The organism is Vibrio sp. J1-1, assembly GCF_021728395.1.
Classification (GTDB): domain Bacteria; phylum Pseudomonadota; class Gammaproteobacteria; order Enterobacterales; family Vibrionaceae; genus Vibrio.
The window spans coordinates 402,290-425,229 of the sequence record NZ_JAKKCM010000001.1 but is presented as its reverse complement, the minus strand read 5'-3'; the positions used below and the strand labels follow the sequence as shown (position 1 = coordinate 425,229).

Sequence of the window (22,940 nt, the reverse complement as noted above, 5' to 3'; positions counted from 1 at the left end):
TTCACGTTAAAACGTCCTTATGTACTCATGGTGTCGTAATCACTGGCTAACCCAATGGACATGAGACGAGGAACGTTACTACTCCGACTGTCCCTGCAATTGCAGGATATCTGCAAGATTTGTCTTATTTATACTTTACTCAACTACGCGCATAAAGCTTTGGTCAAGACAAGAGGCAAGTCAAATGCAGCAAGGGCTACAGCCTGGTTTGACAAGACCGCTGGGGCTCTGAAAATGGGTTAAAACGAGCAGTTAAGGACGATAATATTGAGCAAGTGTGTAAATGCTCAATAACATTGAGACGGCAAAAAATAAAAGATATTTTTTAAGTAATTGGTAGACGTTAAAACGAGAATTTAAAAATGAGCATAGTTGCATATGGGTAGGTGCGTAGAGGTTTATTTAGCTTTTTTGCGTGGTTCCAGATTGCTAGCGCTTAATATGCAAATAGTATCAATGTCGAGATTAATTTTCTGGTTGCTCAGATTGTTATCACAAGGAAAAAATTTATTGATTTTTTTGTTGAAAACAGGGGCTAAGACTGTTCAGAACGTCCTAATGGCAATGTATGCAGCAGACATGGTTGGGGGATGAGCTCCTGAGCTATACGTGACTTTCTAGCAAGGTAGGGGCCCTGATTAAACTGGCAGTGACGTAGAACGGAGTTGTAAGAAGGTGAACCGATGATCCACCTTCTTCCAATCATTCTGAAAAGAACAAAACAAACTTAGTCTTGAGGGCTTAGTTTTGCATTGAGCTCTGCATAAGTGTGTAGGAGATCTGTCAGTGTTTTAACCCACATAAATACATCCGTCGGGGTGTCTTCAAGTAGTTTTTCAACTTGCGCACAATGCGTTTCAAGAGTGATGGCTTCTTCCAAACGAAATGAGATCGCGTAGAAATGCCAAAGGATTAATCGCGTCATTCTCTCACTGTTTTGCTTCGCGTGCTCTGAGTCATCAAAAGCTTGTTGAACTTCACTCAGCGCAATTGCTGTCATCCGCAGCATTGCATCAAGGCGGGCAGACAACATGCGATCTTCACTATCCACTTCTTCTTGATCAAAAGTAAACAGCTCATTCATCACGTCTTCTGGCACCATTTTGCTGATCATACGAGCACTAAACTCTTCCAGCTCATGACGAGGCATGGTTACAAGACAATCGAAGGTGTAATCACGAAGCATAAAATCACTCTAGTTTGGTCATCAGTTTCTGTTGTTGCATTCTAAGTGCTGAGGCTTGGATTTCCACTGTTTATTTTCGCGTATCGTTCGGAACCGAGAAGTTCTGTGTGAGTACCGAATTGGCTTGCCATCAAATCTCTCATATCAATGTCATTTATAACTGACTAAAATTTTTACAGGAACTGCTAAAGGCACAAAAACAAAGGATGTAAATAATACGCCCTTTGTATTATTAGAAAAACGTTTAATCCCGACATACGTATATACGGAATATTTAAAATTCCCCTGTGTTCTAAAACTTTCTTAAGATAGCTTTTAAATTTATCGCCATGGGTTTATGTAAGAAAAATCTGAAACTCATGTAGTTACAGTTATGGAAAGTATAATTTCAAAAATGTGATCTATTAACCTATCAGGAAGGTAATTGTTTAATTTTGATGGAAATTTAAACAAAAAATTAAGTTTTTATTTGTTGAGTGTATTATTCGTTTTCGAAGTGATTAAAAAAATTAATGTGGCCAGGTTTGATAAATTTAGTTTATATCAAAGATAAACTGAGTTTGTTAATTAAACCTCAATATTCATATAGCATGCGCTTCAATTCTTAAGGCTAGTTTTTCTTGATTAAGGTTTATAAAAAACGAAATCATTGAATAAATAGTCGATTAATAACATATCTAATAAGCGCAGGAATTTCTATGAAATTAAAAGCAGTTACGCTAGCAATTATGTTAGCTGGTGGCGTATCAGTGGCAAACGCTGCAAACCTAGATCAAAATATTGATAAATCTGGATTCTGGCTGGGCGCAGCAGCTGGTATGGGTCTATCTGATACTGATGCTGGAGAAAGCGAAGTACTTAGCCCTAAACTTGAAATGGGTTACGACTTCGGTAAGCATTTTGGTCTCTACGGTAGCTACGATTACATGCATAACCTAAGCGATGCAGAACTGCACCTTGGCACATTAGGCATGAAAGGAAACCTGTACTTTACTGACAACTTGTCTATGTTCGGTAAGCTTGGTGCAACGTACATCTTTGCTGATGGTAGCGAGCTAAAAACTGACAGCTTTAGTGGTACTGCAGGCGTAGGTCTTGAATACCAACTGACTAATGCTGTAACAACAAAAATTGGTTACGACTACTACAACAATCTTGAAGCTAAAAATGGTCACGACCTAGATCTTAGCCAAGTATACTGGGGTATGACATACAAATTCGGCCAACCTGAAACACCTTTAGTCGTTGAGGAAAAAGTTGAAGTACCAGTAGAAGTGGTGAAAGAAGTGACTCAAACTTCTCGCTCTACTTACACGCTCCCTTACCAAGTTGGCCAGGTTGATGTAAATGACTACGGTCGTTACAACCTTGAGGAAGTGATCACCACAATGCGCAACAACCCTGAGTTAAATGCAGAAATCGTGGGTCGCACGGATTCTACTGGTTCAGCGCTGACCAACGAACGTGTTTCAAATGAGCGTGCTCAGTACGTTGCACAATACATGATCGATCAAGGTATTGAAGCTGAACGCATCCACACTTCTGGTGTTGCGAACCAACAACCGTTGACTGATGGTAATAACGCACAGCTTGAGCGTTCTGTTCAGATCACATTGAACTAGGATAAATATTTTATCCATAAGTCAGAGTTCAAAAGGCGATTTTGTTACTCCTTTTGATTAATCTGTTGCTCTTATCAAAGAAAAAGCTCCCGTAGTTGGGAGCTTTTTGATTGCATATCTATTTATTATTAACCAAACAGACGTTGGCTGCGCTCATCACGCTCGTTAATCACAATCGTTTGAGCACGTTTGAAGAAGTTAAAATCCGTTGCCGTTGCACTGGTATAAGCGCCCATCATACGGCCAATGATCAAGTCGCCGTTTTCTAATTTCGGTAACATCACGTTTTCTGCGATCACATCAATGCTGTCGCAAGTTGGGCCAGACAACACACTTGGTAAGTACTCGCCTTCGTGCTTCAGCGTCACCAACGGGTATTGCGCGTCATCAAACATCAAACCGCTGAATGAGCCGTAAATACCATCATCTAGGTAGTACCACATTTGGCCGTCACGCTCTGCTTGACCCATTACCGATGCCACACTGGTTACTGACTCTGCAACAATAAAGCGACCTGGTTCTGCAATAACCTGTACCGTTTCTGGCAACTCGTTTAACGCTTCGTTAATCGGTATGCAGAACTCATCAATTGGCATCACTTTATCTGAGTAAGAAACCGGGAAGCCACCGCCAATATCCAGTGTACTCAATGCTGGTAAACCGCGAGCCACAACTTCATCCATCACTTGCTTACAAGTACGGATTGCATCAACGTATTTCTGTGGGTTCATCGTTTGTGAACCAACATGGAACGACAGTCCCTTAATACGAATATTCCACTCTTTCGCCGTTTCGATGATGTTGAGTGCCTGCTCTGGTGTACAACCGAATTTTTTCGATAAATCGGCAAATACGTCTGAGTTACGGAAGCTCAAACGCACAAGGAGTTCTACTTTGTGGCTGTACGCTTTGAACTTTTCTAGCTCGTTCAGGTTATCAACAACAAACACATGACAGCCATACGCTAACGCATCACGAATATCACGGTCACGTTTAATAGGGTGAGTGTGAATCGTGCGATCTGCTGGTACGCCTTGTTGTTTCACTAAGTCTACTTCACCAGACGTCGCCAAATCGAAACTTGCGCCTTCTTCCAATAGGGTTTTTACCACCGTTGGATGAGGCAATGGCTTCAATGCAAAGTGCAGAGTGACATTCGGTAGTGCTTGGCTTAGTGCTCGGTAATTTTTACGAACCATATCGCAGTCGAGCATTAACAATGGCGCGCCAAATTGTTCAACAGATGTTTGAATAAGATCGACCGTCTCCGCTGGTAAAGCCGGAGAAGAAAAAGATTGAAAACCGAGTACAGACGCAGAATGAGCCATAGCAAACCTCCAAAGTTAAGTAGACACTTTTCATGGGCATTATGATGAAAAGTGGAGCGTCAATAAGAGCGGGGTTACCGCCGTCAAAGAAACTCTTGGATAGTTGCTCTATCGCCTTGCCACAAAACTGCTGTGATGTACTCGGATTGGCTATCATCAAGAAGCAGCGCGATATTAAGGTCATAAGTTTTCATGCGCAATAAAAAATACAGCAAATAAAGAACAAGTTTTTTATCGTCAGGATAACGTTTATTAATTAATGTTTACTCTATGATTTCTAGGAATTTATCGAGAATTTGGTTGTGTTTTAACCCACTTCTGGTCACCAATGAGATATCGGAACTGAAGTGAAACGTATCGGGGAACAGAGGACGCATTTGGCCTTTATTGCACCAATAATCGGCGTAATGCTGCGGTAAAAACCCAATGTAAGTCCCTGTCAATATAAGGAAAGCGATACCTTCGTGATCGGATGCCGTCGCCGAGCATTTTAGCTTTTGGTACAGGTCGGTGACTTCGGGAGACATTCTGTGCCTTGTTATAACGGAATTGGTCTGTTTAAGACGTTCTATCTCCCGATCGCTTTCGCTAAAAAATGGATGTTCATGACTGCAGTAAAGGTGATAACTTTCGTTATACAAAGTACGGTAATCGAAGTTATTGCTTTTGTTATTCGCAGGGAATGCACCAACGTGAAACCGTCCGTCGATTAAACCTTTTTCGATATCTGCTGGGGTCGACATCGTGATGTTGATATTTATTTTCTCGCTCATCTTGCGGATGTACTTTAGCGCGCGGGTTATCTTCATGTGCGGTTGAGTGACTAGATTATTGACTAGTGCGATATTGAGCTCACCACGAAGCTCATTATTGATCTGGTTTACGTCATTGCGAAATTGCTCAATCGAAGCAAGCAAAATATCGGCGGATTCTAATACCGCTTCGCCTTCGTCTGTTAGGGTGATACCGCCTCGTCCTCGATGACAAAGCTTCATATTAAGACGTTTTTCAAGGTCACTCATTTGTAGCGATATCGCTGATTTTGTAATGCCAAGAACGGGCTCAGCGGCGGTATAACTGCCGCACTCGACAACGGTTTTAAACAGGCGGATCAGTTTGATATCAAAGTCGGTGATCTGGTTGATGACACTTTTGCTTTTATGGTTGAGCTTTTTCATAACTAACGTAAAGTAAATTTATAATCTACTTAACATACTCATGTGCTAAAAATAAATAAAGGGTCTGTTGACCTTTCGAGCTGATTTTTGCAGCAGTTTGTGGGTTCTTTATACAAGGCAGAGGCTTTGAAATGTAGTTGACCTACCTGATAAGCCGATAACACAGTAGAAAGGACCCACAAACGCTGCCCGAAGGGTTCGGCTAAAAGCGTTTTACTCTTTGTTGAGAGGTGTTTGCTTAGAATGACTAGGCTACAAACGACTAGCCGTCCGCCTCTCGCCGCGATTAAAACGCTTTTATCTCGAACAAAATTTAACCGCGAAAGGTCAACAGACCCTGGTCACTACAAGGATGGTATAGCGATGAGTAACTACAAATTTGCACAAGACGGAATAGATAAAGATCTTTCTGCTCATTGGATGGCATTTACCTCCAATCGCAGCTTTCACCAAAACCCCCGCATCATCACTCAAGCTCAAGGTTCTTGGCTCAAAGATGCCAATGGTCGTGATATCTATGACTCACTGTCTGGGCTGTGGACATGTGGCGCTGGACATGGTCGTCAAGAGATACAAAAAGCGGTCGCTGAACAGTTAGGTACTCTCGATTACTCGCCAGCGTTTCAATTTGGTCACGAACTCTCGTTCAAGTTGGCGGAGAAAATCGTCGAGAAAATGCCACAAGGACTCGAGCATGTATTGTTCACTGGTTCGGGCTCGGAATGCGCCGACACATCACTTAAGTTGGCAAGAGCGTATTGGCGCGTAAAAGGCAAAGCGTCGAAAACTAAGCTGATTGGTCGAGCCCGTGGCTATCATGGTGTTAATGTTGGTGGCACTAGCCTGGGTGGCATTGGCGGCAATAGAAAGACATTTGGTCAGTTGTTTGATGCAGACCATATTCCTCACACTCTGCAACCTGATTTAGCCTTTACAAAAGGTTGCGCGGAAACGGGTGGAGTGGCGCTTGCGAATGAGTTTTTGAAGCTCATTGAACTTCACGACGCATCAAATATTGCCGCCATCATTGTGGAACCTATGTCGGGCTCTGCTGGTGTGATTGTGCCACCAAAAGGTTACCTACAGCGTCTGCGTGAAATCTGTGACCAGCATGACATCCTGCTGATCTTTGATGAAGTCATTACCGCATACGGACGTATGGGATGCTGGACTGGCGCTGAGTATTTTGGTGTGACGCCAGATATCATGAATACCGCGAAACAGCTTACCAATGGTGCAATCCCAATGGGGGCAGTGATTACGTCCCACGAAATCTATCAGGCATTTATGGAGCAGGACTTACCTCCTCATATGATCGAGTTTGCTCATGGTTATACCTATTCCGCCCATCCCGTCGCATGTGCCGCAGGATTGGCAACACTAGATCTATTAGAAAAAGATGCGTTGATTCAACAGTCGAGCGAGCTGGCACCGATTTTTGAAAATAAACTGCATGCGATTAAAGGTGCAAACCATGTTCTCGACATCAGAAATTGCGGCTTAGCCGGAGCGATTCAGATCGCACCAAGAGACAATGATCCAACCATTAGGCCATTCGAATGTACATTAGATTTATGGGACAAAGGATTTTATGTACGTTCTGGTGGCGACACGATTCAATTCGGTCCAAATTTTAATGCCAAAGCTGATGACCTAGAGCGCCTATTTGACGCGGTTTACGAGACATTGAATCAACTAAATTAAAAATTAAGAAAGGAAGTCAAAGCATGGAAGTTATTTCTCACTTTATTGACGGAGACAAGTTCTCACATTCAGGTTCGACGATTGATGTTTACAACCCAGCGACGGGGGAGCCGATTCGCCAAGTCGAAATGGGCACGTCTAAAACTGTGAGTCAGGCAGTAGATGCAGCAAAACGCGCTTACCCTGCATGGAGTAAAACACCACCGCTAAAAAGAGCGCGAATCATGTTTGCGTTCAAAGACCTCTTGGAAGCGAATCAAGATCAAATCGCGCGTTTAATCAGTGAAGAGCATGGTAAAACGATAGATGATTCTCTCGGCGAGCTTCAGCGTGGTATCGAGAATGTGGAATACGCGTGTGGTGCGCCAGAGTTATTGAAAGGCGAATACACCCGAGGAACAGGACCGGGCATTAACGCATGGAGTGACCATAAACCAGTCGGCATCGTTGCTGGTATCACACCATTTAACTTTCCTGCGATGGTACCGCTTTGGATGTACCCTCTCGCGATTGTTTGCGGTAACTGTTTTATTCTCAAACCGTCAGAGAAGGTACCAGCTTCTACTTTGTTTATCGTTGAGCTATTACATGAAGCGGGTTTACCAAATGGCGTAATAAACGTGGTAAATGGTGGTAAAGAGGTTGTCGATGCACTGATCGAAGCGCCGGAAGTGAAAGCAATGAGCTTTGTAGGGTCGACGCCTGTTGCGGAATATATATATTCGGAAGGCACTAAGCGCGGTAAACGTGTTCAGGCGCTTGGCGGTGCAAAAAATCATGCGATCATTATGCCGGACGCTGAAGTTTCGAGCACCATCAACTCACTGATGGGGGCAGCATTTGGCTCCTGTGGTGAACGCTGTATGGCGATTTCGGTTGCGGTGTGTGTGGGTGATGAAGTCGCAGATAATTTGGTTAAAGAATTGACCCCGTTGATTCAGGAACTGAGAGTCGGAGCTTTTACTCAGAACTCGGTGGACATGGGACCAGTGATTGCGAAAGAGCATCTAGAGAAGGTTTCTGGTTATATTGAAAGTGGTGTTGAGGCAGGTGCTGAATTAGTCGTCGATGGCCGCGGTCTTTCGGTTCCTGACTTCTCTACTGGCTACTTTATTGGTGGCAGCTTGTTCGACAAAGTGACACCAGACATGAAGATTTACACTGATGAAATCTTTGGTCCTGTGCTGTGTGTGGTGCGAGTTAAATCCCTTGAAGAGGGAATTCAGCTTATTAACCAACATGAGTTTGGTAACGGGACTTGCATCTTTACACGCGATGGTGAAACGGCAGAGATTTTCTGTGACGAAGTTGAAGCGGGCATGGTTGGTGTAAACGTACCGCTTCCTGTCCCGGTGGCTTACCATAGCTTTGGTGGCTGGAAACGTTCGTTGTTCGGCGATCTCCATGCGTATGGTCCTGACGGCGTGCGCTTCTACACTCGTCGTAAATCCATTACTCAGAGATGGCCAAAGCCGCAAACCAACGAAACTGCGCAATTTGCATTCCCAAGCAATAAATAGCGCTTATTTCTTGAGTTAATTACCTATCCCCTAGCTTTTTCGCTGGGGGATTGGTGATAAGCAGGCTAGATCGGCTCACCCGCTTCATCTTCTTCGACGATATCCGTTTCAAGGTTGGCTTCCGCTAGCCAGCGCTGCATGGTGTCGCTATTCAGAACTTTTTGCTGGTATTGGGTTGCCTTATCTGACAGTTTGATGCCATAAGTAAGCGTGCGCAGTACCACAGGTGCATACATAGCGTCCGCAATCGACCATTCTCCAAATAACCAACCATCCGGGTATTGTTCCATTTGTAGTGACCAGATTTGGTCAATGCGTTCGATGTCTTTAAGCGCGTCTTTACTCAAAGATACCGTTCTATTCGCACGACAGTTCATTGGCATTTCGTTACGTAGTGCCATAAATCCGGAATGCATTTCTGCAGATATTGCTCTTGCTTTGGCTCGCTCAGAAAGAGGTTGAGGCCATGCCTTACCATCTAGGAAAGCTTCGTTTACGTACTCGAGAATCGCCAGTGAGTCCCACACGGTAACATCATCACCAACCAAAGTGGGCACCTTGGCGGTCGGTGTAATGTCCTCTAGTGTGTTATAAAACTCGTCCGTGAACAGTCTGATTTTTTGGATCTCAACATCGATGTCGTATTGCATGAAGATAAGCCATGCTCTGAGAGACCAGCTCGAGTAGTTTTGATTGCCGATATAAAGTTTCATCCATGCTTCCTTTTTTGAGTGATGGTTTGGAACATTTACGATAATAGATTGTTTTATCGAAAACTAACGGATAGTTTTGATGGGACACATTAATAAAACCGATAGATAAGCTTAGTATGGATATTGATGCTTTAAGAAGCCTTCTGGCATTTGCAGAAACGGGCAGTTTTACCCGAGCAGCGAAGCAAATTAATCGAACCCAGTCGGCGTTCAGTGCTCAGATGCGTAAGTTGGAAGATGAACTGAATATTCGCCTGTTTGTAAAAGAAGGACGTAATCTGGTGCTCAGCGAAGCTGGCCTTGCGTTACGAGCTCATGCTGAGCAACTGGTCGCTTTACACAACAAAGCGGTGAAACAGGTGCGCCGTTATCAAGATAAGCTGCCACTGAGGTTAGGCTGTCCGGAAGACTATAACGACGCCATTCTGCCGAAAGTCATCGCGATTCTAAAAAAGGCTGAACCAACCTGTTCCATTCAAGTGTTCAGTCAACCCAGTGTCACTTTGAGAGAGTGGCTAGATGAAGGCAAAATCGACGCCGCTATACTCACGCGCGCCGCTGAAAGTGAGGAAGGACATTGGCTTGCCCACGATAAAGGGGTGTGGATTGCGAGTCAGGATTACCAAGTGGATACGGCTAAGCCTTTACCACTCGCGCTTTTCCAGCCAGATTGCAAATACCACGCTGCTGCAATTGATGGTTTAACAAAAAGAGGTATCTCTTACCAACTGTTAGCCTGTTGTAATACCGCGTCTGCCCAAAGGGCGATAGTTCGAGAGGGGCTGGCCATTGGTGCCATGGGACGATTAAGTGTCTCAAACGACCTACATATTCTAGATAATATGCCACCGTTGCCTGCGGTCGACATCGTGTTAGTTTCTGGAGTAACGCCGCACCCATTGCTCAGTTCGTTCGACCTGACCATCGCGACTTTTCTTTGATTGAGAAAAGAACTTCATTTGATGTTTAGATAAGCATTAACGCGTGCTTTATAAGGGCTGCGTTAATGCTTTGGCTCACTAGTGACCGAGCTTCAACATCGCCACGCCAGACAAAATCAGCATGATACCGATGTAGCGAACCATGGAAGTCGGGTCTCCATAGAAATAAACGCCGACAAGAAATGTTCCGGCTGCGCCAATGCCTGTCCAAACTGCGTATGCGGTACCCATAGGGATCGCTCGCTGCGCTGCAAATAGCAACGCGCCGCTTATCGCCATGAATACCACTGCCATTGTTATCCCTAACACCTTGTGCCCAGATTGAGCAACTTTCAATCCAACTGGCCATCCAATTTCCGTAAGACCAGCTAAAACTAAATATAACCAGCTCATAAACTCCACCTAATTAGACAAAGGAAAAACATTTGCAGGCTATGGTATCGATTATTATGATAGATAAAAGTTAATAACTATCGATTTTTTTCATATGTTAAGTTTGGAACAAGTTAGGATGTTAGTGCTCTCTGCGGAGCTAGGGTCGTTTTCTGCCTGTGCAAGAAAAATGGGTAAAGTTCAATCTGCGGTTAGTCATGGTATCAGTACCTTAGAGATTGATTTAGGCATCGAATTGTTTGATCGTTCGTCCAGAAGCCCAAAGTTAACCCCTGCTGGTGAACGTTTAATACGCAGTGCGAAAAACTTGTTGGCGCAGGCAGACGAATTCGAAAAGATTGCTCAATCCATTGAAAGAATGGAAGAAAGCCAACTGACGATAGCCATCGACGACGGGGTATATAATTCAAAGTTCGCAGACTTATTTAAGCGTTTAGATAACCAATTTCCGACAATTCAAATCGATGTACTGAGCTTAGCGTCTGGCGATATTTCCACTGAAGTGGCAAATGGAGATGTGGATATCGGGGTCATGTTTACCGAACTGGAAGTCATCAAGCAGGTCGATTTCTGTTACGTGGGAAGTATTGATTACCTTCCAGTTTGCCACCCAGATTATCCGTTGGCCGATATTGATGTCGAGTTACAATCAGATCTCGCCCCGTACCGCCAACTCGCGATCCGAGGTAAATCAAAAGTAGAATCTCAAGCCTTGATCAGCATCGCACCCAAAGTTTGGTGGAGCTCTAGTCACTACAGTGCGTTGGAGCTAGTGAAGCAGCAGGTAGGTTGGGCTTATTTGCCCTCTTTTTTGGTGAATGATTTAATCGATTTAGGTGAATTACACAAAATTAAAGTCGCCTTTGACCATAAGCCTTGGAATGCACCCGTCGATTTAGTCTTTAAAAAGGGCAGAATGAACGGGCCAGTATTTCAGTGGTTATTTGACGAGCTCAAACAAATATTTACACCCTCAACCTAAACCCTGATAAATATGCAATAAGGCATCCTCATATCGCAGTACGCGTCTGACTAAATTGATTTATATCAATGATATTGTTCGGAAAAATTGATGGGGTTTGTTAATGTTTTAAGCTGATGATCATCTTTCTAAACCTCTATATTGAATATTATTAGACATAAAAAGGGCAGTGGTTATGGGTGAACTATTTCATTTTATAGACAGACTTTTGGCGAAACCCGATGTGGGTAAATTGGTGTTGCGTGTCAGTTTTGCATTCCTATTTTTGTTGCACGGCATCCACAAAGTGGTTGGCGGTACGGACTTTATACAAGGTTTGTTGGTCGATCACGGTTTGCCTGCTTTTGTCGCATATGGGGTGTATTTAGGAGAAGTGGTTGCGCCCATCTTGATGATTATTGGCTTATATACTCGCTTGGCTTCCGTTGTTGTTATTGGCACTTGTTTAATGGTTGTCTACCTTTTAAACATGGGGGATTTGTTATCCTTAAATAAACATGGTGCTTGGGCAGTTGAAGGCATTGGTGTTTATTTGTTTGCTTCAATTGCGATTATGTTTCTTGGTTCAGGAAAGTACGCATTGAAGCCAGACGCACAGTAATTATTTACTCCTGAGCACTCTTTATAAAGCTGGGAAAATACCCGGCTTTATTTGTACTAATCAGATGTTTTTTAGTGTTTGTCTTTATCATAATGACTGCGATAGTTCGAGTCTGCCTCTTTTTAGCTTCATGTCTTTCGCCGCGTATCTTTGGCTCAAAATATTTAACTCCTCTTTTTATCAGGCTACTACACTGTATAAAAGTAAATTTGTGTACTCCCGTGTAATGGTGTTTTAGGCAATATTATGGCGACTAAACGATCGAGAAGATTAGGGAAAAAGCTTCATGAGTAATGACATCGTCTTAATTAGAGGACTCTTTCGCGGTCAATACCATTGGGGCGAGTTTTCACAGTTGTTGAATGAACTCCTTCCTAACCAGAGAGTTATTGCTGTGGACATCCCCGGCACTGGTTCACTTTCGGAAGAAAAATCACCATGTTCAATAGAGGAAATGGTAGAGAGTATACGCTTTCAACTAGCAACAAATGTTCAAGTAGATATTATCGCGATTTCGATGGGGGGAATGATTGCGCTGAAATGGGCAGAACTGTACCCCAATCAGGTAAGGCGGGTCATTTGTATTAACACCAGTAGTCGAGATTTGAGCCCCTTTTATCAGCGGTTAAAGCCCACGAACTATTTCAAAATCATTAAAGCATTGCTGTCTCGCCCTGAGCGAAAAGAGTCGATCATTTACTCCATGGTATCTAATAAACCGTTAAGCGAAACGGTAATTGATGATTGGGTGATGTTGAGTAAGCTTTACCCAACCACGGCGATGAACCTGTTTCGGCAACTATTTGCGGCTATGAAATTCAGGGCGAGTAAACCAGTAAACGAAATTCTGTTTATCTCATCTCTCGAAGATAACCTAGTTAGTTATACCGCGACGGAAGCCCCTGCGAAGGCTTGGAACATGCCGATCATCTACAACCATAGTGATGGTCACGACATTCCATTGGATAACCCTGAATGGTTAGCTTACAAAGTGATTCGGTATTTAAAATTGGATGTAGAAGGACAAACGCCACCCTAGGTTAGGTGGCGTTGACGTGTCTTGATAAGTGCAATATTGCTAAGTATTTATAGACTATTGAGCGGCGATCACCGACATTTCTACTAGAATAACGTCTCTTGCCATGCGAGCTTCAACGCACGCTCGTGCAGGTTTTTCACCATTTGCTACCCAAGCGTCCCATACTTTGTTCATCTCGGCAAAGTCTTTCATGTCGCGAAGGTAGATAGTAACGGATAAGAGTTTATCTCGATGACTGCCCGCTGTTTCAAGTAAGGCATCAATCTTATCCAAGCAGCGTTGAGTTTGCTCAGTAATATCCCACGCCGCATCGCCGGCAGTCTGACCACAAAGATAAATTGTGCCGTTGTGTTTAACAATACGACTCATACGTTCTGTGGACTCTATTCTTTCAATTGTCATTGGTTTCCTTTTTAACAGCTTTAACTGCAATAATTAGTAATTGTAAATTTATATAGAGTTTGCGTTACGCATACTAACCAAATATAGCGTTAGCTAACAGCCCTCCTTCAACGCCAATACGTCATTTTTCGCTTTTTTAATAGCTTGTTGGTACAACATCGCAGCAATAAAGACGCAAGTTTTATCAAGCATCTACATATCGCCCCGCTCAGTAGTAAAGCTCTTTCTTTTCTGTTGTTGGATCCATTTTCTCTTATAGAGATCAAAAGTGGCTTTACTTAAACTGTGCCCTACAGCTTGTATCAGCCGAACATTGTTAAGACAACCAATAGGTAAGCTAGGGCGGTATTTGATGGTTTTATTGCTGACAGACACAAAAATGGCGACCTGATGTCGCCATTTCATAAACTGCTATTTCTAACGTCGATAGTATAAAGAAATACGATTCCCATCGATTTCCTGAACGATAAAACGAATCTCATAAATATCGCTTAATACCGCTTCATCAATGACTTCGTCTACAGTGCCAGCCTTTATAACTTCGCCCAGTTTCATTGCGACGATATGGTCGGAATAACAGGAGGCAAAGTTAATGTCGTGGATTACGATCACCACCGCTTTGTTCTTCTGTTTGGCTAATTTGTGCAGCGTACTCATGATATCGACAGAGTGCTTGATATCGAGGTTATTCAGAGGTTCATCAAGAAAAATGTAATCGGTGTCTTGTGCGACGACCATTGCGATGAATGCCATCTGGCGCTGACCACCAGAAAGTTGGTCAATAAAGCGATCTTGTAAATGGTCGATTTCCAGGTGCTGCATAGACTCTTCAATAATACGATGGTCTTCTTCTGTTAAGCGTCCCTGAGAGTAAGGGAAGCGCCCAAATGCGACTAAATCACGCACAGTAAAACGCATATTGATGTTGTTGGACTGACGCAGTACGGAAAGGCGTTTTGCCAAATCTTCCGTGTTCCATTGATCAAGCGGTTTGTCACCGATCACGACGGTACCCGCATCGCTTTCTGTCAGGCGGCTTGCCATCGAAAGCAGGGTACTTTTACCTGCGCCATTCGGGCCGATAATGCTGGTGACTTTACCAAGTGGAAAAAGGGCATCAGCATTTTTTACCACGTATTTTTCATTATATTTTTTACTTAAACCTTGAATACGGATCATGTGATGTCTCTTTAATCGAATTTATTTTTCATAAGCAGAACTAAGAAGTAACCGCCGCCAATAAAGTTGATGATGACACTAATGGTGGTATCGAAATCGAATAGATTTTCAACTACCCACTGACCACCAGACAGCAAAACTACTGACAGCACGGAACTTGCCACAATCAGCAGACGATGCTGGAATCCAGTAAATATTTGGCGAGTCAGGGCGACAACAATTAAACCAAAGAACAGGATTGGACCAATTAAAGCGGTAGAAATAGAGACCATCAGTGTGATGATGAACATCACTTGCATCGTTAACTTATGCGTATTCACGCCCAAACTTTTAGCGTTATCCACACCCAACCACATAACATCCAGTTTATTTGAGATACGCATTAAATAGGCGCCGCAGAGCAGCATAGGAACGGCACACCAGTAGACCAGCTCACCGTTGATGTTATTAAAACTGGCAAACATGGAGCCCTGAATGAGGTTAAACTCGTCTGGATCCGTCACCATAGTAAAAAAGCCAGTGATGCTACTGAACAAGCTGCTGAGCACGATACCAATCAGTAAAAGAGTGAAGATGTTGCGTTGACGGCCTCGAAAGTAGAAGCTGAATAGAGTCATCGCACACACAATCATGATGCCAGTCGACAGGACAAAATTGAGTTTGCTGTTGATGACCCAAGCACTCAGACCACCAAACATCACCACCAATATCACCTGAATCAGTACGTAAAGTGAGTCAAAACCGAGAATCGACGGCGTTAGGATTCGGTTATTGGTAATCGTCTGGAAAATCAATGACGAGGAGGCAATGGCGATGGCTGCTAATACAATCGCCAAGACTTTAGGCACACGACGAGACAAGAAGAATTGGTAGTTGTCCGGGGTTAAACCTTTACCGATAAATACGGCACAAATCAGTACTGCGATTACCGCGAGTACCATGACTTTAATGGAATCACGCATTCGCTTTGTCTCTCAATACCAGGTAAATGAAAACAGAACCACCTAAGATGCTGATGATCATCGAAATAGGGATTTCATAAGGGAAGATAATCAAACGCCCTAAAATGTCACAGGTCAGTACCAGAATGACGCCTGCGTAAGCGGTCCAAGGCAAATTGCGACGCATGTTATCGCCAATAAATATCGACACTAAGTTTGGCACGATAAGACCGAGGAAAGGGATCATCCCCACGATCATCACAACAGACGAGGACAATACTGCCACTAATACGACGCCGATAAGTACGATACGCTGGTAATTTAAGCCGATGTTTTTCGCGAAACTCTCACCAACGCTGGCTGCACTAAAGCGGTTAGCATAAGCGTAAGCCAGTACCGACACAGGGAGCGCCAAATATAAAAACTCGTAGTTACCCTGCAAAACAGAAGCGAAGTTCGCGACCGTCCAGGAGCCAAGTGTCTGCACTAAATCGTATTTATAAGCGACAAAGGTCGTCATAGAAGAGACGACATTGCCATACATGATGCCGATCAATGGGACTAAAACGGTATTCTTGAATTTCAAACGCTGTAGGAAGCGGACAAAAATAACCGTTCCAAGCACAGAAAAAGCGAAGATGGTAATGAGGTGGACCCAGCTGCTCATATCAGCAAAGAAAATAAGAGCGATGATGTAACCGAACATCGCCCAGTCTACGGTACCTGTGGTAGATGGAGCAGCGAAGCGGTTCTGAACGATTTGTTGCATGATCAATCCAGCAATACTCAAACCTGCTCCGGCTAAAACAATAGCAAGCAATCGGGGCAGTCGACTGACGAACAGAATGTTCAGACTGTGGCTGTCACCAGCCAAAATTTGTGTGAGAGATACGTTTGCTACCCCGACCAGCAGAGAGGTGACCGCGAGGATGATGAGCAAAGCAAACGCCAAAATATGATGTAATTTCATAGTGAAGATACAGCTTTATAAAGACGACAATGACCTTTCACGCCAGAAGCGGAAAGGTCATCTTTTATAGGGTGATTAAAATGGGCTTATTAGTTAACAACGACTTGTTTTAGCTCTTTAATCATGGTTTGAGTTGATTGATAGCCGCCAGCAGTCAAGTACCAAGCCGCCGGGTCAATAAACATCACGCGACCATTTTTCGCTGCTGGTGTTGATTTAACCAGTTCGTTATCAAACAGCGTTTTCGCTTTACCGTTGCTCTGACCAATCGCTTGTTCTCGGTCAAGGACCAATAGTACTTCTGGTTGCGCGTCTGCGATGTATTCAAATGAGATCAGGTTACCGTGATTACCGGAGATGGATTGCACGTTTTCAGACGCAGACGTCGCGAAGCCTGCTTCGTCATACACAAATGAGAAACGGCTTTTTTTACCGAACATAGCCAAGCTGTTACCGCTGTTAGAAACGGTTAAAGTGCGAGGCGGCTGCTGTACCACTTTATTGTGAAGGGTGTCGATCTGACCTTGCACGTCTTCAATCAATTGATTCGCCAAGTCTTTCTTTTCAAAGATTTCGCCTAACGTGCGCCAGTGTTTCTGTGTGGTTTTCCAGTAGTCTTTGGTATCGATCTCGAACATGTACGTCGGCGCGATATCTTTTAGATCTTTATAGATGCTTGCCATGCGCGCTTCTGCAATGATCAGATCAGGTTTCAACGTAAACAAGGTTTCAAAATTCACTTCTTTCACACTGCCCGTGTTTACCACAGCATCGTCTTTGTACTTTTCCAGAGTGGTTGGAAGTAATGTTTTTGGTACGCCAACTGGAGTGACACCCAGAGCATCGACGTAATCAAGGCTACCGTAGCCGAGAACGACAACGCGTTTCGGTACTTGATTAATTTCTACAGAGCCCATGCTGTGTTGGTAGGTTTTTGCGATGGCCCCGATTGGCGCTAATGCCAGTAGTAGCGCACTTGCTGCTACACGAAAAGAAGTTTTACCAAGCATAATGATTCCCAAAAAGGTCTATAAGTCAGTCATCTAACTGGAAAGCGTTTAAGCATGAAAGCAGAGCAAAAGATGATCTGAAAAGAATTGAAACTTAATTTGAATAAAATCAAATAAGAATGATTATTGATTGCAGACACATTATCAGATAGGTTATAGCCAGCAACTGAATTGTCAGAATAGTGAGTATTCAAAAAGTGAATTTAGCCCAAGTAGATTTAAACTTACTGTTTATTCTCAAGAATTTACTTGAAGAGAAGCATGTGTCCAATACTGCCGTTTTGCTGAATATGAGTCAGCCATCCGTCAGTCGATCTTTACAAAAGCTAAGAAGTTTGTTCAGCGATGAACTACTGGTTCGGACCGCCCATGGTTATGAACTAACGCCAAAAGCCGAGGTCATCAAACAAGATTTAACTTCCGTGTTAACCGGGTTAGAAAAGCTAATGTATGGTCAGTCATTTGTTCCAGAGAAGAGCAAAGGTACAATACGTTTTTACGGTCTAGTTCCTCAAGTGATGATGTTGCTACCTAGTGTTATCTCTCGCATTCGGGAGGAAGCACCGAACATGATTGTCGACATCGATTCTATCCCCAAAAGACATTTCGATGCTTTGATTACTGGTGACGTGCATTTTGTGCTTTCAACGGCGTCTCCCCCGAGTTCGGAGCAAAACTTGTATCGCATGAAAGTTGCCAGTCGAGACTATCGATTCTTAATGAGCGAGTCTCATCCGTTGGCGCATGTTGAAGAGTTGACGATAGACATGTTACTGGAATGTAACTTTGGCCAGATATCTCTGCAGGGGGGAAAAACACTGTCGATTTACCATCGTTTTGCCGAACTCGGCGTGGTGGATAAGAATCGAAGGTTGTCGATACCCATACAGCTTTCCAATTTTAACGCTGCGCCTGCCATTGCGGAACAAACGGATGTGATCTTCCATTTGCCTACTCCATTTGCCGAAGGAGCATGCCTTGGTCGCCAATTGATCACAAAAACGGTACCGAAGGAAATTCGTCTTGATAGCGAATCGGTCTATCTGTATTGGCATAAAAGGTACCACAACGATCCAATGTGCAGCTGGGTAAAGTCCTTATTTAAAGAAATATACGGCTCTGTTGAAGGTGAATGATTGAATTCTTGATTATTCATTTTGTACATACTGGTAATTTACTGAATGGATACATCGAGACTTGTCTTGGCTATATAAAATCTATTTAATGCGAACCATTATCATTATAACTTTCAATAAGAATAACAGGTTTTAATATGCCCAAGACTACTCTGTTCGCAACAAAGCCATTAGCAGTGGCGATCGGTGCGCTATGCGCCTCAATGTCAGTCTCCGCTGATACAACTCCAACCAACGTCGATGAACAGATGGTTGTGACGGCAACACGTACTCAACTAGAGTTGAAAAATGCGCCGGCATCGATGTCAGTCATTACCGCAGAAGATATCGAGAACGACCCGGGTATTACGTTAGCGGATATCGTTGCAAACCAGACCAGCGTTGAATCTGATTACGACAGCACTCGAGCGGGGCGTCAGCAGATCTCTATACGTGGTATGGATTCAAAATACACTCTCATCATGGTGAATGGGCGTCGTATGAGTTCTGCAAGTGCGATTGTTCGTGGTAACGATTTCGATTTATCTGCGATTCCAATGGACTCTATCGAACGCGTTGAAATTATCCGTGGTCCTATGTCTGCGCTTTACGGTTCAGATGGTATGGGTGGTACGATCAACATCATTACTAAGTCTCCTGACAATGACTGGAGCTCTCAGCTAAGTCTGGATAACGCGACACCAAATGACGGCGATGGCGGGCAGAAATATACGGTTGGCTTAACCACGTCAGGTGCCTTAATTGATGATACGTTATTTGCACGTTTATCTGTGTCACAAACCAATCGTGATGCATGGCAACCATACTCTGGTATTAAAACGGTAAGAGGCGTTGACTACGATCGTTCAGAGGTTACGGCATTAGAAGAACGTGACACTTTGGCGTTGTTTGGCTCACTGTCGTGGCATTTAGCCGACAATCAGTTTATCGATCTGGATTTAGGCTACAGCAATGATGAACGTGATAGAGCGGCGGAAAGCGCAACACGAGTCATTTACTCTGAATCGCGTGTTAAACGTGACAGCCAGGCAATCTCCCACACGGGCTTATGGTCTTGGGGTGATACTCAAGTGCGTTACTCGCGTGAAAACGTAGAGAATGTTGATGCCGCCAACGATGGCGTTGATTCGATTGAAGAGCTGACACAAATTGTTGAAGCATCGGCAACGACATACTTAGGTGAGAGCCATACGTTCACGTTTGGTATGGACTACCAAAACAGTGAGCTGACTAACCCGGAAAACCTAGTTGGTAACAAAGCAGAAGCTTACCAAGGTGCTGTGTTTGCTCAAGATCAGTGGGAAGTGACGGATACTTTAACCGCAACTATTGGCGGACGTTTGGATAAACATGAGCAATTCGGTGAAGAGTTCAGTCCTCGTATATACCTGGTTCATCAAACAACAGACTCTCTAGTATTAAAAGGTGGTGTAGGTAAAGCATTTAAAGCGCCAACCATGACACAAAATAACCCTGACTTTAAATTGATCAGTTGTAAAGGTAACTGTGACATTCAGGGTAATGAAGATCTGGAAGCCGAGACCAGCATCAACTATGAGCTTTCTGCACTATACAGTGCTCGTAACTGGGATATTGAAACGGCGTTATTCCGTAACGAGGTTGAAAACCTGATTGAACAAACTGATGTTTTCTGTGAAGCAGGAACGTGGTCAAGCTCAATCATGAGCTGTATCGACGAGAATGGTGACCCGATCGACCGTGATCTTTCCAATCCATACAAGTCATTTAAAAACGTCTCTAAAGCCGTTATTCAAGGCGTAGAGTTGTCCGGTAACATCCAGCTCTCTGAGCTGTGGGCAATGTCAGGTAATTACACGTATCTAGATACTGAAGACAAATCGACAGGCGAAGAGCTTAATGAGCGTTACAAGCATTCAGCATTTGCTCGCCTGAATTGGTACCCAACTCAGGATTTAGACTTGTTTGCGAGTGCTCGTTACCGCGGTGAACGTAAGATTGATTCAGAGCTAACCCAAGACTCTTACACGACGCTAGACATGGGTACGGTATACCATGTTAATGAGTCACTACGCATTCGTGCTGGTGTTACCAACCTAACCGATGAGAGTGTTTCGAAAGAACTTGAAAACATTGGTTATGTTGAAGCACCACGTACTTACTATGTTGGTATGACAGCTGATTTCTAAGCGGCAACTCAGATGATAAAAGGGCGTCGCAGTTTACACTGTGACGCCCTTTTTTTTGTAGTGTAGCGCATTAGCTAGACTGCGTAACTTGATCAACCGTCTGCTCTGCGGGCAACGACGTACTAAATCCTCGCAGAATATTCATTAATGTAATGGCAGTGAACAGAGCGATAACCAGAGAAAGGTGCCAAGCTTCACTCAAACCGAACTGAACCAAGGTCAAACTAACCAGTGAAGACACGATCATTTGGCCGCCACCAGACATTGCTGCTGCTGTACCTGCTTGTTCCTTATACGGTTGCATGACCAAAGCCTGGGCACATGGCAGAGCAATACCATTACCTAAAATCATCAGAAGCTGACCAAGCATCAAGTACAAAGGTTCTACCGGGCAGAAGAATAGCCATAACGCTGCACTGATATGTAACACCGGGGTCCATAACAGCATCTTTTTGTTACCAATGATCGGGCGCGCGCGGTTACAAATGGTTGTGCCACCCAACATACCCAGAGCGGGAATGAGTGCCCACATCGCGTATTCATCCGAAGTCATACCGATCTGGTCCTGCATAATAAATGGCATGACAGACACGGTTGTGATCATCAAGCTAAAGTTAAGCCAACTGATGCTAGCAAAACTCATAAAGTAACGAGAGGTCAGTAGGTTTCGGTACTGACGTATCATCGTCTTAGGTGATGGAATGGAAGAACGCTTTGAAATTGTCTCGGTAAAGCGAAAAGCAATAACCACCCATGCGATCGACACATAACCTAATAACGAAATAAACACCATACTCCAGCCGAAATGGAAGTTGATGAACCCACCAATAACGGGCGCCATCAGAGGTGTGATAGAAGCCGCCATTGCAATGTAAGACATCGCGACCGGAAGTTCATTTCCGCTAAAGCGATCGCGGGTAGAGGCGCGGGCTAACACCGCACAACAGCCGGTACCAAGCCCTTGCAGAAAACGACCCATGACCATGCCAGTAAAAGTCTGACTCATAAATATAATCATCAGCAGCCCAGACATGGCAATCAGTAAACCAGTCAACAAGACCTTTTTTCTGCCAAGTGCATCAGATATGGGGCCATAGATAAACTGGGACGGGCCAAAGCCAAGTAAGTAAATACTTACTAATAGTTGAGCTTGATCGAGTGAAATAGAGAAGTCTTTCGCTATCCATGGCAAGGACGGCATAACCAGCCCCATGCTCAGCTGACCAATACTGATGATCAAACATGCGAGTAAAATGGAGCGAAAGTTAATGGCGTGCTTCATGATGACTCACCATTTGAAAGACCAGCTCTCCCGCGTGTTCTCAGCCCACCTTCATCGTCAAATTCATTCAGTTTGGCTTTGACACGTTTTACGGTCGATAAGCTGACTTCACACTGCTGGGCAACACTTTGCAGAGTGTTACCCTCAAGCAGTAATGTCGCGATTTGCTGATGCTTTTCCTTATCTGCAGGGCGCCCTCGGAATTTTTGTTTCCACCTTTCTGGCTCGCCTTTGATCGCACGTCGACCTTGTTCTGCCGCAAACAAGCGGTGCTGGGTTTGCACTTTTCCGTAACCAGATAGCAGTGCGATCATGGTTTTGCTCTCGAGCGAGTTGGGCTCGAAGCACAGCGGTTCGCACACCGTTTTAAGTGTCACATTTTTACTGAGTAACAGTTCGATGGTATTGAGTGACTGACTGAAATTCCGTCCGAACGTCGTTAGCCACCAAATGATGACCGTATCGCCAGGTTTGACGGTATCAAGTAACCTTTGAAATGCCTCACGCTCAGTGGGTGGTATACAGCCGCGTCCCCGATCTTCGAAATGCAGCGCTTCAGGGGCGGCCGCTTTCAATATTGAAAGGTTCTCACTGTACGCTCGGTTTTGAGGCGAATAGCGAGAATAAAGATAGGTTGTCATGGAT

The 22,940-nt window shown here is 44.0% G+C and carries 21 protein-coding genes; 9 read left to right on the top strand and 12 right to left on the bottom strand.

Annotated features, from left to right (window positions below):
- Window positions 1–727: 727 nt before the first annotated feature.
- Entirely contained in the window at window positions 728–1,186 is a 459-nt protein-coding gene (locus L3V31_RS01890; protein WP_237314256.1) for an exoribonuclease R, read from the bottom strand.
- 698 nt (window positions 1,187–1,884) lie between these two features.
- Between L3V31_RS01890 and L3V31_RS01885 the strand changes: the two genes are divergently transcribed.
- Window positions 1,885–2,808, top strand: coding sequence for an OmpA family protein (locus tag L3V31_RS01885; RefSeq protein WP_237314254.1), 924 nt, complete (start codon window positions 1,885–1,887; stop codon window positions 2,806–2,808).
- A 128-nt stretch (window positions 2,809–2,936) separates the two neighbouring features.
- On the opposite strand, the gene L3V31_RS01880 is transcribed toward L3V31_RS01885, so the two are convergent.
- Both L3V31_RS01880 and L3V31_RS01875 read right to left on the bottom strand, forming a co-directional pair.
- Window positions 2,937–4,136 carry a type III PLP-dependent enzyme gene (locus L3V31_RS01880; RefSeq protein ID WP_237314252.1) on the bottom strand — a complete coding sequence of 400 codons (1,200 nt, stop codon included), beginning with the start codon at window positions 4,134–4,136 and terminating at the stop codon, window positions 2,937–2,939.
- 263 nt (window positions 4,137–4,399) lie between these two features.
- Window positions 4,400–5,314 (bottom strand): LysR family transcriptional regulator, encoded by a 915-nt coding sequence (locus tag L3V31_RS01875; RefSeq protein ID WP_237314251.1) that lies wholly within the window; start codon window positions 5,312–5,314, stop codon window positions 4,400–4,402.
- A gap of 243 nt (window positions 5,315–5,557) precedes the next feature.
- Between L3V31_RS01875 and L3V31_RS01870 the strand changes: the two genes are divergently transcribed.
- Together L3V31_RS01870 and L3V31_RS01865 are read left to right on the top strand one after the other, a co-directional pair.
- Complete coding sequence (locus L3V31_RS01870) at window positions 5,558–7,018, top strand: aspartate aminotransferase family protein (protein ID WP_275949711.1); 1,461 nt, start codon at window positions 5,558–5,560, stop codon at window positions 7,016–7,018.
- A gap of 23 nt (window positions 7,019–7,041) precedes the next feature.
- Window positions 7,042–8,538, top strand: a complete 1,497-nt coding sequence (locus L3V31_RS01865) for a CoA-acylating methylmalonate-semialdehyde dehydrogenase (protein ID WP_237314249.1) — start codon at window positions 7,042–7,044, stop codon at window positions 8,536–8,538.
- Window positions 8,539–8,603: 65 nt separating this feature from the next.
- Here the strand turns inward: L3V31_RS01865 and L3V31_RS01860 are convergent, their stop codons facing one another.
- Window positions 8,604–9,251: a glutathione S-transferase family protein gene (locus L3V31_RS01860; RefSeq protein ID WP_237314247.1), complete on the bottom strand. Its 648-nt coding sequence runs from the start codon at window positions 9,249–9,251 to the stop codon at window positions 8,604–8,606.
- A 116-nt stretch (window positions 9,252–9,367) separates the two neighbouring features.
- On the opposite strand from L3V31_RS01860, the gene L3V31_RS01855 reads away from it, so the two are divergent.
- The gene (locus L3V31_RS01855) at window positions 9,368–10,192 is read left to right on the top strand and encodes a LysR substrate-binding domain-containing protein (protein WP_237314245.1); all 825 of its coding nucleotides are present in this window, start codon (window positions 9,368–9,370) and stop codon (window positions 10,190–10,192) included.
- A gap of 78 nt (window positions 10,193–10,270) precedes the next feature.
- On the opposite strand, the gene L3V31_RS01850 is transcribed toward L3V31_RS01855, so the two are convergent.
- The gene (locus L3V31_RS01850) at window positions 10,271–10,585 is read right to left on the bottom strand and encodes a multidrug efflux SMR transporter (RefSeq protein WP_237314243.1); all 315 of its coding nucleotides are present in this window, start codon (window positions 10,583–10,585) and stop codon (window positions 10,271–10,273) included.
- A 94-nt stretch (window positions 10,586–10,679) separates the two neighbouring features.
- Between L3V31_RS01850 and L3V31_RS01845 the strand changes: the two genes are divergently transcribed.
- The 3 genes from L3V31_RS01845 to L3V31_RS01835 all read left to right on the top strand — a co-directional run bounded on the left by L3V31_RS01845 (window position 10,680) and on the right by L3V31_RS01835 (window position 13,207).
- On the top strand, window positions 10,680–11,567 hold the full coding sequence (locus L3V31_RS01845; RefSeq protein ID WP_267135864.1) for a LysR family transcriptional regulator: 888 nt from the start codon (window positions 10,680–10,682) through the stop codon (window positions 11,565–11,567).
- Window positions 11,568–11,742: 175 nt separating this feature from the next.
- Window positions 11,743–12,168, top strand: coding sequence for a DoxX family protein (locus L3V31_RS01840; RefSeq protein WP_237314239.1), 426 nt, complete (start codon window positions 11,743–11,745; stop codon window positions 12,166–12,168).
- A gap of 286 nt (window positions 12,169–12,454) precedes the next feature.
- Window positions 12,455–13,207: an alpha/beta hydrolase gene (locus L3V31_RS01835; RefSeq protein ID WP_237314237.1), complete on the top strand. Its 753-nt coding sequence runs from the start codon at window positions 12,455–12,457 to the stop codon at window positions 13,205–13,207.
- A 54-nt stretch (window positions 13,208–13,261) separates the two neighbouring features.
- Here L3V31_RS01835 and L3V31_RS01830 read toward each other — a convergent pair whose 3' ends face one another.
- The 5 genes from L3V31_RS01830 to L3V31_RS01810 all read right to left on the bottom strand — a co-directional run bounded on the left by L3V31_RS01830 (window position 13,262) and on the right by L3V31_RS01810 (window position 17,709).
- A complete protein-coding gene (locus L3V31_RS01830) occupies window positions 13,262–13,609 on the bottom strand; it encodes a RidA family protein (RefSeq protein ID WP_237314235.1) in 348 nt (115 codons plus the stop codon).
- A gap of 417 nt (window positions 13,610–14,026) precedes the next feature.
- Window positions 14,027–14,788: an ATP-binding cassette domain-containing protein gene (locus L3V31_RS01825; protein WP_237314233.1), complete on the bottom strand. Its 762-nt coding sequence runs from the start codon at window positions 14,786–14,788 to the stop codon at window positions 14,027–14,029.
- A gap of 11 nt (window positions 14,789–14,799) precedes the next feature.
- Window positions 14,800–15,750 carry an iron chelate uptake ABC transporter family permease subunit gene (locus tag L3V31_RS01820; RefSeq protein ID WP_237314231.1) on the bottom strand — a complete coding sequence of 317 codons (951 nt, stop codon included), beginning with the start codon at window positions 15,748–15,750 and terminating at the stop codon, window positions 14,800–14,802.
- Window positions 15,743–16,699: an iron chelate uptake ABC transporter family permease subunit gene (locus tag L3V31_RS01815; protein ID WP_237314230.1), complete on the bottom strand. Its 957-nt coding sequence runs from the start codon at window positions 16,697–16,699 to the stop codon at window positions 15,743–15,745. The genes L3V31_RS01820 and L3V31_RS01815 overlap by 8 nt, the downstream gene beginning before the upstream one ends.
- Before the next feature lie 89 nt (window positions 16,700–16,788).
- Complete coding sequence (locus tag L3V31_RS01810) at window positions 16,789–17,709, bottom strand: ABC transporter substrate-binding protein (RefSeq protein WP_237314228.1); 921 nt, start codon at window positions 17,707–17,709, stop codon at window positions 16,789–16,791.
- 197 nt (window positions 17,710–17,906) lie between these two features.
- Between L3V31_RS01810 and L3V31_RS01805 the strand changes: the two genes are divergently transcribed.
- Both L3V31_RS01805 and L3V31_RS01800 read left to right on the top strand, forming a co-directional pair.
- Window positions 17,907–18,845, top strand: coding sequence for a LysR family transcriptional regulator (locus tag L3V31_RS01805; RefSeq protein WP_237314531.1), 939 nt, complete (start codon window positions 17,907–17,909; stop codon window positions 18,843–18,845).
- A 137-nt stretch (window positions 18,846–18,982) separates the two neighbouring features.
- Window positions 18,983–21,013 (top strand): TonB-dependent receptor, encoded by a 2,031-nt coding sequence (locus L3V31_RS01800; protein ID WP_237314225.1) that lies wholly within the window; start codon window positions 18,983–18,985, stop codon window positions 21,011–21,013.
- A 70-nt stretch (window positions 21,014–21,083) separates the two neighbouring features.
- On the opposite strand, the gene L3V31_RS01795 is transcribed toward L3V31_RS01800, so the two are convergent.
- Entirely contained in the window at window positions 21,084–22,295 is a 1,212-nt protein-coding gene (locus L3V31_RS01795) for a multidrug effflux MFS transporter (RefSeq protein WP_237314223.1), read from the bottom strand.
- Window positions 22,292–22,936 carry a recombinase family protein gene (locus L3V31_RS01790; protein WP_237314221.1) on the bottom strand — a complete coding sequence of 215 codons (645 nt, stop codon included), beginning with the start codon at window positions 22,934–22,936 and terminating at the stop codon, window positions 22,292–22,294. The genes L3V31_RS01795 and L3V31_RS01790 overlap by 4 nt, the downstream gene beginning before the upstream one ends.
- Window positions 22,937–22,940 lie beyond the last annotated feature (4 nt).

What these genes read in the sequence shown, in the direction of transcription:
- L3V31_RS01890 (WP_237314256.1), bottom strand. Translation starts at nt 1,186, where the DNA reads ATGCTTCGTGATTACACCTTCGATTGTCTTGTAACCATGCCTCGTCAT.
- L3V31_RS01885 (WP_237314254.1), top strand. Translation starts at nt 1,885, where the DNA reads ATGAAATTAAAAGCAGTTACGCTAGCAATTATGTTAGCTGGTGGCGTA.
- L3V31_RS01880 (WP_237314252.1), bottom strand. Translation starts at nt 4,136, where the DNA reads ATGGCTCATTCTGCGTCTGTACTCGGTTTTCAATCTTTTTCTTCTCCG.
- L3V31_RS01875 (WP_237314251.1), bottom strand. Translation starts at nt 5,314, where the DNA reads ATGAAAAAGCTCAACCATAAAAGCAAAAGTGTCATCAACCAGATCACC.
- L3V31_RS01870 (WP_275949711.1), top strand. Translation starts at nt 5,558, where the DNA reads ATGACTAGGCTACAAACGACTAGCCGTCCGCCTCTCGCCGCGATTAAA.
- L3V31_RS01865 (WP_237314249.1), top strand. Translation starts at nt 7,042, where the DNA reads ATGGAAGTTATTTCTCACTTTATTGACGGAGACAAGTTCTCACATTCA.
- L3V31_RS01860 (WP_237314247.1), bottom strand. Translation starts at nt 9,251, where the DNA reads ATGAAACTTTATATCGGCAATCAAAACTACTCGAGCTGGTCTCTCAGA.
- L3V31_RS01855 (WP_237314245.1), top strand. Translation starts at nt 9,368, where the DNA reads ATGGATATTGATGCTTTAAGAAGCCTTCTGGCATTTGCAGAAACGGGC.
- L3V31_RS01850 (WP_237314243.1), bottom strand. Translation starts at nt 10,585, where the DNA reads ATGAGCTGGTTATATTTAGTTTTAGCTGGTCTTACGGAAATTGGATGG.
- L3V31_RS01845 (WP_267135864.1), top strand. Translation starts at nt 10,680, where the DNA reads ATGTTAAGTTTGGAACAAGTTAGGATGTTAGTGCTCTCTGCGGAGCTA.
- L3V31_RS01840 (WP_237314239.1), top strand. Translation starts at nt 11,743, where the DNA reads ATGGGTGAACTATTTCATTTTATAGACAGACTTTTGGCGAAACCCGAT.
- L3V31_RS01835 (WP_237314237.1), top strand. Translation starts at nt 12,455, where the DNA reads ATGAGTAATGACATCGTCTTAATTAGAGGACTCTTTCGCGGTCAATAC.
- L3V31_RS01830 (WP_237314235.1), bottom strand. Translation starts at nt 13,609, where the DNA reads ATGACAATTGAAAGAATAGAGTCCACAGAACGTATGAGTCGTATTGTT.
- L3V31_RS01825 (WP_237314233.1), bottom strand. Translation starts at nt 14,788, where the DNA reads ATGATCCGTATTCAAGGTTTAAGTAAAAAATATAATGAAAAATACGTG.
- L3V31_RS01820 (WP_237314231.1), bottom strand. Translation starts at nt 15,750, where the DNA reads ATGCGTGATTCCATTAAAGTCATGGTACTCGCGGTAATCGCAGTACTG.
- L3V31_RS01815 (WP_237314230.1), bottom strand. Translation starts at nt 16,699, where the DNA reads ATGAAATTACATCATATTTTGGCGTTTGCTTTGCTCATCATCCTCGCG.
- L3V31_RS01810 (WP_237314228.1), bottom strand. Translation starts at nt 17,709, where the DNA reads ATGCTTGGTAAAACTTCTTTTCGTGTAGCAGCAAGTGCGCTACTACTG.
- L3V31_RS01800 (WP_237314225.1), top strand. Translation starts at nt 18,983, where the DNA reads ATGCCCAAGACTACTCTGTTCGCAACAAAGCCATTAGCAGTGGCGATC.
- L3V31_RS01795 (WP_237314223.1), bottom strand. Translation starts at nt 22,295, where the DNA reads ATGAAGCACGCCATTAACTTTCGCTCCATTTTACTCGCATGTTTGATC.
- L3V31_RS01790 (WP_237314221.1), bottom strand. Translation starts at nt 22,936, where the DNA reads ATGACAACCTATCTTTATTCTCGCTATTCGCCTCAAAACCGAGCGTAC.